The sequence below is a fragment of the Synoicihabitans lomoniglobus genome (genome assembly GCF_029023725.1).
GTDB lineage: Bacteria > Verrucomicrobiota > Verrucomicrobiia > Opitutales > Opitutaceae > Actomonas > Actomonas lomonigloba.
The window spans coordinates 2738837-2753620 of record NZ_CP119075.1; the positions used below are offsets into that span (position 1 = coordinate 2738837).

A 14784-nucleotide genomic window follows, 5' to 3' on the forward strand; every position below is an offset into this window, starting at 1 on the left:
ATCGTGTATTCCGTTGTCATTCTGACCCTAAACGAAGCCCAGCGCCTGCCGGGCTGTCTGGCTTCGGTGGCGATGTGCGACGACGTCGTGGTGCTCGATTCCGGCTCGACCGACAATACCCTCGAAGTGGCCAAAGCGGCGGGAGCGCGGATATTTTCCAATCCGTTTCAAAATTTTGCCCAACAACGCAACCACGCGCACGACCGCATCCCTTTTCGACATCCCTGGTTGTTGCATCTGGATGCCGATGAACGAATGACGGCCGAACTTCACGCCGAATGCATGGCGTGGTGCCCCGCGCCGGGAGTTGTCGGCGCGTGGATTGCGCCCAAAATGTTATGGCGAGAACGTTGGATTCGCCGCTGCACCGATTTCCCGGCCTGGCAGGCTCGATTCGTAAATCCAGAGTCCTTTCGGTTCATCGAAGTGGGCCACGGCCAGCGCGAGGCACCCGGCACAAAATTGGCGTATTTCCAAAACAACTACTTGCACGATTTATCCTCCGAGGGGGTTGACGGGTGGTTGGAAAAGCATCGGCGCTATGCGCGGGTCGAAGCCAAAGAACAATTCCAAGCGACTCCCCTACCATGGTCGGACCTGGTCGCATCCGATCGGTTGGTCCGAAGACGCGCTTTGAAGCAACTCAGCTACCGGTTGCCTCTGCGCTCACTAGCCCGGTTCGTATATCAATACATCCTTCGCCAAGGATTTCGGGACGGTCGGGCGGGATGGGAATATTGTCGCTTGATCGCACGCTACGAAGGTTTTGCCCAAAACGAATTACGAGCTCTGCGCCGGAGTCGCCGCTCCCCACAATCATGACGACGAATAAGATCATATTCGTTAATCGGGTTTTTTGGCCTGCCGAGGACGCCACCGCGCAATTGCTGTATGACCTCGCCACTGGCCTGGCGGCAACGGGATCGACAGTGGAAATCGTCACTGCCAGTGATGGGGCTGAATCCCTCTCCCCGGCATCGGGCGCTGCGATCAAAATTCACCGCCTTGATCAAAATCGCATGCGAACCGTGGGCCTCTTGGCCAAGGCGATGGGTTATCTCAGGTTTGCTCTCCGAGCGCGTGAAGCGATCAAACGCATCGTGCGACCCGGAGACCGTGTCGTCGCGATGACCGATCCCCCGCTCCTGGGGCCATGGTTAGGCCAACTTGCGCGAGATCGAGGCGCGCATATGTGGCACTGGTCACAAGACCTCTATCCCGAGGTCGCCCTGGCCATCGCCCCCTTCGGAGTATTCACGAAAATACTCGGAAACGTAAAAGGTTGGAGAGATCGTGAATGGCGAGCGGCCACGGGAGTCGTGGCGATTGGCGATGACATGGCTACGAAAATCCGTGCCCGCCAAGTTTCCCCGGACAAAATCCAAATTTCCGGCAACTGGTGTCCCGCCGGACTTAATTTCGCGGATGCTGTTAGCCAGCGCGAAGCCTGGAACGTTTCCTCCGATGACTTCGTGGTCGCCTATTCGGGAAATCTGGGCAGAGCCCATACCTTGGCTCCTCTGGTCGAATTGGCAGCACGTTTTAGTGAGGAAAGCGCAGTGAAATTTCTGGTGATCGGCCAAGGCCCCCAGAAAAGCAGGTTGGAGCAACGAGCCGAGGAATTGAAAGCGGTCAACTGCCGATTCCTCCCTCCGGCTCCACGGAGTGATCTCGGTCGCAACCTCGCCGCCGCCGACTTGCATGTCATCACCATGCGGGCGGACTGCGTCGGCGTGGTTTGGCCCAGTAAATTCTACGGGATCGTCGCGGCGGGCCGTCCGATTCTATTTATCGGTCCCGCCGACGCGGAAATCGCGCAAATCATCACCCGCGAAGGGTTGGGTATAGCCGTGGCCGAGAATGATTTCGCGACCGCGGAAGATTTTATCGTATCACTGCGTGGCGATCCCAACCGTCAAACGATGCTCAGACGGCGGTTGAACGCATTCCATCGCGACCTTCCCGGTCTGGCCGGTGCCGTCGCGTCTTGGCAACGCTGGCTGACCAGCCCAGTTTCGTCGTAATCTTCTCAACGCCACCCAAACAGTGAGTCTCCCCTCCATCCGCTCTCGCCGTCTGCCCATTCTGCTACTGTTGGGATTGGACACTCTGGTGTTTGTCGCCGTCTTCAATTTGAGCGGCTGGCTGCGTGGCATCGTCGGACCGGAACGCTGGATCATTGAGCCGTTGCTGGTTCCGCTCCTGTTCACGATTACGACCCTTTACTTAATCGACGGGTATCGGACGCGCACGGAGATGATGAGCGCCGACTACACCTCGCAACACTGTTTGGCATGCTTGATGGCCATGCTTGCCACCCTGTTGGTGACCTTTGTCGCGTTTCCCGCCAATTACCCGCTGCAGGGATCGCGAAGTGTTATCGCCATTACGTTCCTGGTCATCTCCGGGCTCACACTCACCTACCGTAGATCGCTTCACCGTTGGCTGCATCTCGATCGAGGTGATCGCAGCGTTTTGTTCATCGGAAATTCAGCCGCTTGTAAGGAATTTCGCGAAGTGTGTGCCAGTAACGGCATGGCGGAAAAAATCGTGTGCGCTGTGATGGAAGAACAAGCACCGACGAAGCCGATCGAGCACAGTGATTCTCTGATGCGCGACTACGCGTCAGTGCTCACCGATATTCGATCCGGCAAGCTCCGCACCGAGGCGATTGTGTTGAAAGAGTCGGCGTTTCATATGCCGTTGGATTTAGCCAACCAACTCACCGAGCTCTACTTCCGCGGCGTCCCCACTTACACGCTGGAGCTGTTTTATGAATCCTACTGGCGAAAGATCCCCCTCTATCGCATCAATCATATTTGGCTTTTTCAGGAGGGTTTCGAAATGGCCCGCAGTCCCATCTTTGGCCGTATGAAACGACTCTTCGATGTCATCGCGGCGACCACCGGTTTGATCATAGCGAGTCCTGTTCTGTTGGCGGCCGCACTCGCGATCAAATTGCAGGACGGAAGCGCGGTCCTGTTTCGGCAGTCACGAGTCGGGCTGCATCGGCAATCTTTTAAGATAATCAAGCTCCGCTCGATGACCGACAAACCCGTCCTGAGCGGAGACAATCGTTACACTCAAAACGACGATCCTCGTATCACGCGCATCGGTGGGTTCCTCCGTAAAACCCGCTTGGATGAAGTCCCCCAGTTGTGGAACGTTTTGAAAGGAGACATGAGCCTGATCGGACCACGGGCTGAGTGGGATGAACTGGTGAAAGACTACGATGAAACCATTCCCTGTTATCACTTCAGGCACTTGGTTAAACCGGGCATCACCGGCTGGGCTCAGATCAATTATCCTTACGGGGCAAACATCGACGACACCTTGAGAAAACTGGAATACGATCTCTACTACATTCGTCATTTCTCGTTCGTGATGGATGCCGCCATCGTGTTGCGAACCATCCACATCATGCTTTTCGGTAAGGGGAAGTAGCCAACTTTCCCAAACGCGGGATACGTTTTCCGTCTCATGTCAGCTCAGTCAGATTTTATGAAAACTTTTGATTTTATTGCCATCGGCGGTGGCTCCGCCGGATTTAATGCCGCGAGAGTTGCGGCGGACCTGGGTAAGAAAGTCGCGGTCGTCGACGGTGCCAAAACCTTGGGCGGTCTGTGTATTCTCAAAGGGTGCATGCCTTCGAAAACCCTGCTCTATGCGACCGACGTGCTTCATCTCGCCCAGCACGGACGTGATTTCGGCCTCAAAATCCCTTCAGCGCGCGTCGACATGAAGCGACTCCATGCGAGGAAACGAGCAATCATTGGCGAGTTTGCGGACTATCGGCAGCAAGCGATGACCTCCGGGAAATACTCAATCTTTCGTGAATCCGCTCGGTTCTTGGACGCCGACACTGTGGAATTGGCCGACGGCACGAAGCTCCGAGGCAAACGCTTCATCATTGGCACCGGTTCTCGGGTCGCGGTCCCTCCCATTCCCGGGCTCTCCGATGTCGACGCTTGGACCAGCGACGACGTGCTCGATCTCGATCATGTGCCCGAGAGTGTAATCGTGCTAGGGGGAGGTATCGTAGCCTGTGAACTGGGTCAGTTTTTGCGCCGCATCGGGTCACGCGTGGTGCTCATTCAACGGAGCCCGAACATTCTTAAAGATCACTCGCCAGCGGCCTCCGAAGTCGTGCAGCAGGCGTTTCGCGACGACGGCATCGATCTGCACACCGATACCAAAATCGAATCCATCTCTCGTTCCGCCCGTGGGATCTCGGTGCGTTTTCGCAGTTCGGGTCGAATCGTCACACGCCACGCCAAGCATCTGTTCAATGCGCTCGGTCGTTCACCCAACACCGATGGACTCGATTTGGAGAAAGCTGGCGTAAAACTCAGCGACGATGGACGCATCAAAACCAATCGCTGGCAGCAAACCTCCCAATCTCACATCTATGCGGGTGGCGATGTTTGCGGTCCCCACGACATCGTGCATCTGGCGGTGGCCCAGGGTGAGCTCGCCGCCCGCCATGCGTTCGGCGTCAAAGCGCTCAAGCCCATCGACCCCGCGTTGCTGCTGAACGTGGTATTTACGGATCCTCCCCTGGCGTCGATCGGCATCCAGGAAAGTGAATTACAGGAAAACAACGTGCCCTACGCCGTCGCAACCTACCCTTTCGATGACCACGGCAAGTCCATCCTCATGAACGCCACCCGAGGCTACGTGAAGGTCATCGCCGATCGCAAACGCGGGCGCGTATTGGGAGCGGAAATTGCCGGCTCTCAAGCCGGTGAACTCATCCACTGCTTCAGCACGCCGTTGGCCATGAAGGCCACCGTGCACGATATGCTCAAAGCGCCATGGTATCACCCGACCTTGGCCGAAATTCTAACCTACCCGTTAGAAGACATCGCTGAGCAAATCACGGCACAATGAAACAACTAATCATTTCCTTTCTAGATGTCTTTCTGGCCATCACCCACTTGGAATATTTACCGGTTCGAGTGCGCTCGGGTATCGCCGCAGGCGCAAAATGGACACTTTATCCTTGGAGTGCCTATTGGCGAACGGGACAAGAACCAGAGATCCATCAAGCGATGGAAAACTGGGATGACCTATCCGGCAAGGTAGTGTGGGACCTCGGGGCGCATTTCGGCATTTACAGTGTGGGACTCGCTCGACGAACCGGCCCCGCCGGGCAAGTCGTAGCATTCGAACCCAACCCGTTTAGTTTCGCGCGACTGGAAAGGCATCGACGCATGAATAGCTTATCCTGGATGAAATGTATCAACGCAGCGGTTACTAGTCAGCCCGGTGAAATTGAACTTCTCAGCTACGGCACCCTCCGTAGCACTACGACGCATCTGCCTTACGAAGGTGAAACGGTAACTGCGGAAGCCGCCCCTATAAAAGTTAAAGCAGTATCACTGGACCAACTGGTGCAATCCCGCGAGATTCGCCTCCCTAATTTTATCAAAGTGGACGTCGAGGGCCATGCCCAGTCCGCTCTCGAAGGAGCTCGCATGTCGCTGGCCAAAACTCGACCTACGCTCATTTTGGCCTTCCATAGCCAAGCCGAAATTGACGGCACGATGTCCATTCTGAAGCCGCTCGATTACAGCCTCCAAATCCTATCAGAAACAAAATCAGGGGACGGTTCTCTCATAGGTAAGGACGTTTTGTTCACTCCAAACCCTCAATCCACGGTAGCCAATTGAAGGTAGACCTACTCCTTCCAACCTAATTTTCCGAACGCTTTATCCACGATTAAGCCGTCCAAATTTGGGCGGCGTTTTTTGATTTCGACAACCGCGGTAATCGGGCTTCGCAAACTCACGCCAGTCAGTGGAAAATGGAACTTAACCGAGAACGTCCGCCTAAATCAAAACGCTGATTTCTCCTAACCTGCACGCAAGTGCAATAAGTCCGCTAAATCTACCCGCTTCTCGTAGAGCGCTTTACCCACGATGACGCCGTCCAGATTTGGACGGCGTTTTTCGATTTCGGCCAAAGCCACCACGTCCTCACGCTTACTCACCCCCCCGCTGGCGATCACGTGCGCCGTAACCGCATGGGCTATCTCCTCCTGCGCCGCAAGATTTGGGCCCGTCAACATGCCGTCGGTGCCGATGTCGGTGTAGATGAGAGTCGAAACTCCAATCGCGTCCATACGCTTCGCCATCTCGATGGCATCAACACCCGTCGTGTCGACCCAGCCTTTGACCGCTACTTTTCCAGCCTTGGCATCGATCCCCACGGCAATGCGTTGGCCGAATTCCGCCACCAGCTCCGCGACAAAAGATTCACTTTCAGCCGCCCGAGTGCCCACCACTACCCGGCTCACACCGATTTCAAGCGCTCGCATGACCTTGGCGCGATCGCGCATGCCACCGCCCATTTGGACCTTCATGCCCGTCGCGACGATCGCTTCAATTTGCGCCAGATTGTGCGGTGATCCCGCGAAGGCCCCATCCAAGTCAACGACGTGCACCCATTCGCTGCCGGCGGCTTTGAACGTCGCGGCCACCTCGGCGGGATTGGTCGCATACACGGTTTCCTGATCGGCGCGGCCCTGGAGCAAACGCACGGCGCGACCGTTTTTGATATCAATGGCTGGGTAGATGGTCATATGGACTGAAAAAGGTTTCCGAGCCGGGATTCCGAATTCACGTTAGAGGAAAAGCAACGGTTCAATCATGTCCAAATCCTCTTACTCTCCCCCCGTATTTCTCACCGACCTCCTCGCCGCCCGCGCTCCTTCCGGCGATGAATTCGAATCCCAAGCCGTGTTCGACCGTTACGTCACCCCGGCGGCGGATACTTACCAGAAAGATGCGCTCGGCAACCGTATCGCCACGCTCAACCCGAAAGGGGATCCCGTGCTGATGCTCGCCGGTCACTTGGACGAGTTGGGTCTGCTTATCACCTACGTGAACCCGGAGGGATTTCTCTATTTCAACACCATCGGCGGCCACGACCGCGTGATGATCGCCGGGCGACGGGTGATTATTCGCACCGCCCAAGGGCCCGTGAGAGGGATCACGGGAAAGCGAGCGATTCACTTAATGAGCCCGGAGGATCGCAAGAAGGTCCCTGAAATTCATGAAATGTGGATCGACATCGGAGCGACCTCCAAAGCCGATGCATTGCAGCGTATCCGTATCGGCGATACCGTCACCTACGACCACGAGTTCGAACTTTTGCATGGCACAATTGGCACCGCCCGAGCGTTCGACAACAAAGCCGGGGCCTACATCGTGGGCGAAACGCTTATCCGACTGGCCGCCGGTAAGAAAAAAACAGCGGCTCAAGTCGTGGCGGTCGGAACCGCTCAGGAAGAAATCGGTGTCCGTGGGGCCACGACATCGAGCTACCACGTCGATCCGCACATCGCAATTGCCGTCGATGTCGGGCACGCTACGGACCACCCCGACTGCGACAATCGGAAGTATGGCGAAACCAAACTGGGCGGCGGCCCCATTATTTGTCGCGGCCCGAACATCAATCCCCTCGTCTACGAACGCTTGGTCAAGGCCGCCCGAAAGGCCAAAATTGACTATCAATTGGAAGCTGATCCTCGTCCCACTGGCACGGATGCCCGGGCTATCCAAATGGCCCGAGGGGGCGTCGCCACGGGTCTCATCAGCGTGCCGTTGCGCTACATGCATACGCCCAGTGAAATGGTCGACCTGGCCGATATAGAAGCGTCCGTGAAACTGCTGGTGGAGTTTGCCAAAGCTCTCAAGCCCGGCGATTACCTGCACTGGTAGGGCTCACCGTTTAAACTGGTCCCATGACGCAGCGATCTCCGCGCCGGTTCCCGCTCCGGAACGACTAATCCGTAACGAATTCGCCGTCCCGCATGGGGCGCACGAAATCGCACCGTTTGGCAATATCTGGATTGTGGGTGACCAAAACGATGGCCTGACCATTTTCCTTGGCTAAGCTCGTAAGCAAATTGAACACCATGTCGGAGTTCTTTTGATCGAGATTGCCGGTCGGTTCATCGGCCAAAATGACCGAGGGTTCATTAGCCAAGGCTCGAGCGACCGCCACACGCTGTTGTTCACCACCTGAAAGCTGGGTGCCCAACCGGTGGGTCTTATCCGCCAATCCCACCGAAGTGAGGAGTGATGTCGCGCGCGCTTCCATTTCCGCCGCACTCAGACGTCCCTGCTTGCGCATGGGCATCATGACATTCTCCAAGGCGGAAAACTCGAGCATGAGAAAATGAAACTGAAAGACAAAACCCAGGTGGCGGTTCCGAGCGGCCGTGCGGGCTTGGTCGCTGCTGTTCGACATGAGTTCGCCCGCCAACCAAATTCTACCATCGTCCGGCTGGTCCAACAGTCCCAACTGATACAGCAAGGTCGATTTGCCACAACCGGAGGGTCCGACAATCGCATAGACGTTCCCTCGCTTGGCCTCGAAAGAAACGCCACGTAAAACGTGCACCCGCCCCTCGCCTTCGCCCAGATAGCGGTGCATGCCTTCGCACCGAAGCACGATGTCGGATTGCATCGATTTCGCGCTCATTGGGCAGTCCCCCGAATCACGTCACCCGGTTCCAATCGGGCCGCTCGTTGCGCCGGCACCAGGCTCGCCAACATCACCATAATGATGGCCGTTATGACCGCGGCCACATAATGCCAAATCGACCAAGCCACGATAAACGTATCCGTTGCAAAAATACCGGTGATTCGCACCGGCACATGGGAAATGGCATACGTGCCGCCAGCCCCCAGCAGGCAGCCCAAAACCGTGCCAATCATCAGCACGATAAGAGCCTGCCAAAGAAAAATCTGCGAGACATCGTCCCGCGTGTAGCCCATCGAGCGCAGGATCGCGATGTCCTTGGTTTTCTCCATGACGATCATGGCCAGCGTGTTGAACATCGCCAACCCGGCTATCAGGGTAAATACCGATACCGTAATGGCGGAAGATATCCGTAGTGCGCCGAACACATCCAACCATGTCTTCTCGCGATGCTGCCAACTCTCCGCGTTGTAGCGCAGTGTTTCACTCATCAACAACGCATCGCCCGGCGCACGATCGGGTTCAATCAAGCCCACCTGTAAAAACGTCGCCCCACTCGTCTTTTTCAGTAGCGACCGGGATTCCCCCAAGTGCATGTAAATTCGTTCTCGATCCAAATCCGCCACCCCGGTTTCGAAAACCGCCGCGACAGTATACCGCCGGTTCTGTTCGCGGGTTTGCAGTAACAACGAATCCCCGGGACTGAGCCGGAGACGACGGGCTAATTGGCTCCCGACGATGACGCCCAGAGGCGTTACTCGGTAAGCCCCTAAATCACCGTCGACGATTTGGTTTTCCAAATCCGAGACCGCAATGTGGTCGTCGAGTTCTATACCATAGACCTTGGCGTCTTCACTCTTAAATGAACTCTCCGCCGTGACCGAGCCCGTCACGACCTGAGATATCGCCGCCACGTTGGCAAACGGCTTGAGCGCATTGATCAGCAGGCGCGGCTCTTCGATGCCTTCGATGTATTTACGGTTTTCTTGATTTGAGATGACCATGCTCGATTCGCCAGGATCGTATCCCGCCGCCATCATGTTCCCCATCGTGTCCTGCATTTTATCCGCGATGCGAATCGCACCGTTGGTGCCCAGGATCGTCCGAATGAAAAACTTCTCAAATCCACTGGTGGTGGCTTGGGTGATAATGAACAAGCCGATGCCGAGCACGATACAGGAAAGGCTCATGAACATGGCCCGCTTTTTCGCGGTCAGAAACCGCAGCGCGATTCTAAAATTGGGCGACATCACGCCGGTTATTTCCGCTCCACCGGGTTTACCCGATCACCGTTCCGAAACAAATCCAGCTCCTCGGTGACCACCAGCTCACCTGGTTCGATACCCTCCAGAATTTCCACCTCATTGAGGCTTTCGTAACCCACGTCCACGGTGCGCACTTCAATCGTGCCATCATTGACCACCATGACCTTGTCACCGATAAGCGCACGCCGGTGAATGAGAGTGGTGCCGTTTCGTTCGGCCGTGATGATGGAAACCTCCCCCGTGAGTCCCGGGACCAGTTTAACCGGATCGATATTGACCTCCAAGTGAACGATATATCGTAGGGTCTCCGGGTCGGCCGCAGGCAAGATTTTGGAGACTTTGGCGTTATATTGGTCATTGCCGTAACCGAGAAAACGCACCGATGCCGTTTGGCCCAAGGCAAGGTTGGAAAAATTCTCCTCACTGATCCGAGCTTCCACCGTGCGACTCGTGGAAATCAACAAGGCGATCGGTGAGTTGGCTCCGATCAAATCCCCCGGACGGGCATAGACTTCGGACACGACGCACTCGAACGGTGCGGTGATACGCATCTTGGCCAACTGACGTCGCTTCTGAGCGAGCGTGTTTTCGAACGTCGCCAACAATTGGCGGTTGTTCACTTCCTCCAATTTGAGTTTTTGCTCAATCTGCTGCACCGACCTTTCTTGCTTGCGGAATTCCGCCTCGGAAAGATTCCCGCTGCGCATCAGTCGTCGTGAGATCTCCAAACTCTCCTGGGCTGACGCCAGATCCAATTCAATCGACGACCCTACTTCAATGCGATCCTTGGCCGCCAAATAGTCGGATTCGATGCGCTCGATCTCGAGCTCCAAGTCGGAGGTATCAATCTGCACCAAAACGTCATTCTTGTTGAAGTGAGCTCCGGCATCCAGCTCGGACAGCACCACCCTGCCCCCAACCTCACTTTTAAGGTCCATATCAAATTCCGCCAAAACGGCCACACTACCCGGAACCGCCCGGACCGCCTTCCCCGACCAAGCAGCATGCACGACTGCATTGTGCCGGTTAGTGACCCTATATATAGTCCCCACTAGGGCTAAGACTACAACAATGAAGAATAGCTTTTTCATCGACTGGAAATATTGAAAAGATCGACCGCTGGGTCCGCGTCAATATAGGCAAGGAACTGAACAATTGCCATAAGATGGCTATACCTTGCATTCATGGCATTCAACAGTGCGACATTTCGGTCATCTACCGCCGTGCTAATCGTAGATTCCGCCACTTCCCCGCGACCATATTGCTCTCGATGAAACTCCAGCGCGCCTTCAGCTGAAGCATAGAGTCGCTCTTCAATCATCAACGATCGAGCACTCAATCGAATCATTTCCGCTTGATTATTAATCATCTCCCATTGCGATTCTTCGGCCTCATCAAGTGCGTGTTGAGCAGATCTCGACAACGCCAAAGCAGAACGCACAGCTCCTTTGGTTCGGAAGCCATCAAAAATATTCCAATTCATACTCAATCCACCGAAAACGTACTGGGTTTCATAACGGTAGACAGGAATTGTATTTAAGTTTTGTTCGTCTTGAGTAATACCTGCGACCAAATTCAGGCGGGGACGGAGCCCCATGCGGACGCTGTGCAGGTTTATTCGCTGGACTTTTAACTCATTTTTAAGAGCCAATATTTCTCGCGTCTCATTCAATTCGCCTGCTCTAAATTGTGCCATAAAGGTATCGACCATTTCAACCCCTGCGTTTTCAGGCAAAAGCGGGATAGTCTCGGGCATCTCACTGATTCCCAGAGTATCTCGACCAACCAACCTCGCCAGCGCACGCTTACCGCGCTCTAATTCAGACTCAACCTGTACTGTCGTCAGTTCTGCGCGAGACTGAGCAATCTCAAGCGGGAAAATTGCAGTAGGTGCAATGGCCTGTCGGGTTAGCCGCTCCCTCCCTTGAATCAATTTCTCCGATGCTAGTTCCAATCGGTATTGATTAAGAGTAACAACAAACTCTTTTACTATTAATTGTAAATACTGGGCTCGAACTTCAGCGGCTAACGCTTCATAGGCCTCTTGAGCCCTGCCCATGTTTATCAATCGACGAATTTCCGCCACCCGAACTCCATTTTTTATAGTCCCCCAGTGATAAATGGCCTGTGATACGTTAAATCCATAGTAGAGCTTATCAGCTCGGGTAGCCCCCATCGCGCCGGTGCGCTTTTCGTTGCCCCAAGTTTGCGAAACTCCGAGGCTGAGTTGCGGTAAGCGAGCACTTTTGGCTGAAATCTCGTAGCCCTCTAATTCTTGATCATAAATACGCTGAGCAAGTATTCGCGGAGATTGAGAAGATGCGTCCGCCAACAGCGAATTGAGATCTGGGAAAAGCGTTTCAGGCAACAATACTGAAGAGTCCGCGGAGGCGACGGGTAAAAGCCCCAAAAACAAGCCACAAACTGTGGCCATCACGGCTCGGAAAGAATATTTCTTAGATGACATTGGTTTAGCTAGACTGCGGACCCTCGATCGGACAGAGGGTTCCAAAACGAATAAGACATAGGACGCCAACCACCAAGCAAGGACAAAGCATCCGAATTTTGACCGTCCCGGGAACTGAGCCCCGCCCAAGAACGACAAGGCTGGTGCGGAGCAATTATTCAGATATCGAGAACGCCGAAAATTTGGAAATCGTGGAAATTTCTGCAAATCGATCGACACAATTAGGTCGAACTGATCGGGCCTGAGAAAAATGGACACGGGAATCTCTTAGAAAGAGAAACCTAAAGTGAAACGAAACCGACACAGCGCCGAGTTTAAGCGCGAAGCCGCCAGGCTGATGATCATGGACGGGCTGAGTGCCCCGGAGGTCTCCCGGAAGTTGGATGTGAACCCGAGTCTGCTTTACCGCTGGAAACGCGAGCAACTGGCCGAGATGGATGCGGCGAGTCCGCCGCACGCGAAGTCGAGCCCGACCCAGTTGGCCGCCGAGATCGACCAGCTGCGCAAGCAACTGGCGAAAGAAAAGCGGATCAATGAGATCCTAAAAAAAACGGTGAGCTACTTCGCCAAGGACGAGTGAGCCGCTTCGTGTTCATGCGAAAACATCAGCACAGGTATGACGTGGCCGAGATGGGCGAAGCGCTCGGCGTCTCGCGCAGCGGATACTACCGCTGGATCGAGGCCAGACCCTCGGTCCGCCGAGAGCAGGACGAAGCGATCAAGCCAGTGATCGAGCAAGTCGTGCGTCGGGCTTGCGGCCCCTACGGTTACCGGCCGGTCCACCAACATCTGCGTGAGCAGGGCGTGGACTGTGGCCGTGATCGCACCCTGCGCCTGATGCACGAGTTGGAGTTGGTCGGCCGCTCCCATGCCCGGTTCAAGCCGATGGGCACCGACAGCGAGCATCTGTTTGGCTACCATCCCAACTTACTCAAGCAGTTGGGGAAACCGGAGCATCGCGATCAGATCTGGGTGGCCGACACCACCTATCTGCGCACGGACGAGAGCTGGTGTTATCTGGCGACGGTGATGGATCTATGCACCCGACGCATCGTCGGCTGGAGCGTCTCCGATCGCAACGACACCGCCCTGGTCTGCACCGCGTTGGAAAACGCCGTGCAAACCCGCGGCGAAGTCCGCGCCGGCATCGTGCATCACAGCGACCGGGGCAGCACCTACGCCGCGGATCGCTACCAACGCCTGCTGGCCAAGCTGAAAATGCACCCGAGCATGAGCGCCAAGGGCAACTGCTACGACAATGCCGCGATGGAGTCCTTCTTTGGTCGCTACAAAACGGCCGCAGTGCGCGACCACGTCTTTGCCAACGAAGCCCAAGTCCGCGCCAACGTCTTCAACTACATCGAAGTCTTCTACAACCGATTCCGCAAACACGCCTCTCTGGGCTACCTGAGCCCGATGCAGGCGGAGGCAAAAATCTTGCCCCCCATGGGGGGCAATGCACAACCCGATTGCCTAACCCGCAACTAAACCCATAACCCACCAAATAAGAGACGACCGTGTCTCACCATCTCAGGCCCGATCACTATGGAACCAGCGACGAATGAGTTTCGTAAACCTTAGCCTCATGAATGCGTCCAATCTTTAAGTGAGAAGTTGAGCATCGTTCCGCGTTTTCTTGCAAAAGCGGTTTTCTCGGCGCTTCTAGGCCCAAGTCGCCTGATGGACTAACTCACCGCCTCATTCGATCACAGGGGCGCTAAGGCCCATTGAGTTTCAATCATGAAGAAAAAACGCAGTCATCTCTTGAGTGTTTTCACGAGCTACAGGGAATTACTCTGGCAATTCACCGTGCGCAATTTGCAGATGCGCCACCAAGGAAGCTATCTCGGCATCGTTTGGTCAGTGCTGAACCCTCTGTTGATGGTTGCGCTCTACGTATTCGTATTCGGCTACGTATTCGGTGGCTCGTTCAACACCTCCCAGCCTGAGTCCCGCGTGGCATATGCGCTGACTGTTTTTCTGGGACTGACGATCTATGGTTTCGTTGGTGAAGTCATGGGATTCTCCGTGACCAGTATTATTAGCCAGCCCAACTTGGTGAAGAAGGTCGTATTCCCCATGGAAATCCTTCCTACCTCGGCTGTATGGGTCGCGGCTTTCAACACACTCATTAGTCTGCTTTTGGTCGGTATCGGCCTGGTTTTTCTTGGCGATGGACTTCCGCTTCGGGCCCTGTGGCTTCCCGTTGTTCTGCTACCGTTAGGCATGATGATGCTGGGGGGGGCGTGGTTAGGCGCCGCAATCGGAGTATTCTTTCGCGATGTAGGTCAGACGATCGGATTTTTAAACATGGTAGTGATGTTTTCGAGCGGAGTTTTTTATCCTGTGAGTGCGATACCTGAAGCCGCTTGGGCCATCCTACGTTTCAACCCACTGCTACTTACGATTCACATGGCACGCGAATGCATGATTTGGAACGAACCCTTTAATCCAAAGTATCTGGCTTACACTTTCCTGGTCGGCTTCGGGATGATGGTCACGGGCCATTGGGTTTTCCAACGCCTTAAGTCGGCCTTCGCCGATGTTGTTTGAATCGCCTAA

Annotated in this window: 14 protein-coding genes; 9 read left to right on the top strand and 5 right to left on the bottom strand. The window is 55.1% G+C overall.

Annotated features, from left to right (window positions below):
* Positions 1-3 precede the first annotated feature (3 nt).
* The 5 genes from PXH66_RS10830 to PXH66_RS10850 are packed head-to-tail and all read left to right on the top strand — an operon-like array spanning position 4 to position 5672.
* Entirely contained in the window at positions 4-822 is an 819-nt protein-coding gene (locus tag PXH66_RS10830) for a glycosyltransferase family 2 protein (RefSeq protein WP_330928080.1), read from the top strand.
* The gene (locus PXH66_RS10835) at positions 819-2024 is read left to right on the top strand and encodes a glycosyltransferase family 4 protein (protein ID WP_330928079.1); all 1206 of its coding nucleotides are present in this window, start codon (positions 819-821) and stop codon (positions 2022-2024) included. Before PXH66_RS10830 ends, PXH66_RS10835 begins: the two co-directional genes overlap by 4 nt.
* A 22-nt stretch (positions 2025-2046) precedes the next feature.
* Complete coding sequence (locus PXH66_RS10840; protein WP_330928078.1) at positions 2047-3444, top strand: exopolysaccharide biosynthesis polyprenyl glycosylphosphotransferase; 1398 nt, start codon at positions 2047-2049, stop codon at positions 3442-3444.
* 57 nt (positions 3445-3501) lie between these two features.
* Positions 3502-4890: a dihydrolipoyl dehydrogenase family protein gene (locus PXH66_RS10845; RefSeq protein ID WP_330928077.1), complete on the top strand. Its 1389-nt coding sequence runs from the start codon at positions 3502-3504 to the stop codon at positions 4888-4890.
* The gene (locus tag PXH66_RS10850) at positions 4887-5672 is read left to right on the top strand and encodes an FkbM family methyltransferase (RefSeq protein ID WP_330928076.1); all 786 of its coding nucleotides are present in this window, start codon (positions 4887-4889) and stop codon (positions 5670-5672) included. The genes PXH66_RS10845 and PXH66_RS10850 overlap by 4 nt, the downstream gene beginning before the upstream one ends.
* 182 nt (positions 5673-5854) lie before the next feature.
* On the opposite strand, the gene hisA is transcribed toward PXH66_RS10850, so the two are convergent.
* Complete coding sequence (gene hisA / locus PXH66_RS10855) at positions 5855-6583, bottom strand: 1-(5-phosphoribosyl)-5-[(5-phosphoribosylamino)methylideneamino]imidazole-4-carboxamide isomerase (protein ID WP_330928075.1); 729 nt, start codon at positions 6581-6583, stop codon at positions 5855-5857.
* A gap of 67 nt (positions 6584-6650) precedes the next feature.
* On the opposite strand from hisA, the gene PXH66_RS10860 reads away from it, so the two are divergent.
* Positions 6651-7724 (top strand): M42 family metallopeptidase, encoded by a 1074-nt coding sequence (locus PXH66_RS10860; RefSeq protein ID WP_330928074.1) that lies wholly within the window; start codon positions 6651-6653, stop codon positions 7722-7724.
* 64 nt (positions 7725-7788) lie between these two features.
* Here PXH66_RS10860 and PXH66_RS10865 read toward each other — a convergent pair whose 3' ends face one another.
* The 4 genes from PXH66_RS10865 to PXH66_RS10880 all read right to left on the bottom strand — a co-directional run bounded on the left by PXH66_RS10865 (position 7789) and on the right by PXH66_RS10880 (position 12189).
* Positions 7789-8490, bottom strand: coding sequence for an ABC transporter ATP-binding protein (locus PXH66_RS10865; RefSeq protein ID WP_330932362.1), 702 nt, complete (start codon positions 8488-8490; stop codon positions 7789-7791).
* Positions 8487-9680: an ABC transporter permease gene (locus tag PXH66_RS10870; RefSeq protein WP_330928072.1), complete on the bottom strand. Its 1194-nt coding sequence runs from the start codon at positions 9678-9680 to the stop codon at positions 8487-8489. The genes PXH66_RS10865 and PXH66_RS10870 overlap by 4 nt, the downstream gene beginning before the upstream one ends.
* A gap of 68 nt (positions 9681-9748) precedes the next feature.
* The gene (locus PXH66_RS10875; RefSeq protein ID WP_345784031.1) at positions 9749-10693 is read right to left on the bottom strand and encodes an efflux RND transporter periplasmic adaptor subunit; all 945 of its coding nucleotides are present in this window, start codon (positions 10691-10693) and stop codon (positions 9749-9751) included.
* A gap of 149 nt (positions 10694-10842) precedes the next feature.
* Positions 10843-12189 carry a TolC family protein gene (locus PXH66_RS10880; RefSeq protein WP_330932378.1) on the bottom strand — a complete coding sequence of 449 codons (1347 nt, stop codon included), beginning with the start codon at positions 12187-12189 and terminating at the stop codon, positions 10843-10845.
* A 319-nt stretch (positions 12190-12508) separates the two neighbouring features.
* Between PXH66_RS10880 and PXH66_RS10885 the strand changes: the two genes are divergently transcribed.
* From PXH66_RS10885 to PXH66_RS10895, 3 genes are all read left to right on the top strand, one after another.
* Entirely contained in the window at positions 12509-12802 is a 294-nt protein-coding gene (locus PXH66_RS10885) for a transposase (RefSeq protein WP_330932027.1), read from the top strand.
* Positions 12803-12816: 14 nt separating this feature from the next.
* Positions 12817-13710, top strand: a complete 894-nt coding sequence (locus PXH66_RS10890; protein ID WP_330932026.1) for an IS3 family transposase — start codon at positions 12817-12819, stop codon at positions 13708-13710.
* A gap of 252 nt (positions 13711-13962) precedes the next feature.
* A complete protein-coding gene (locus tag PXH66_RS10895) occupies positions 13963-14775 on the top strand; it encodes an ABC transporter permease (RefSeq protein ID WP_330931509.1) in 813 nt (270 codons plus the stop codon).
* Positions 14776-14784 lie beyond the last annotated feature (9 nt).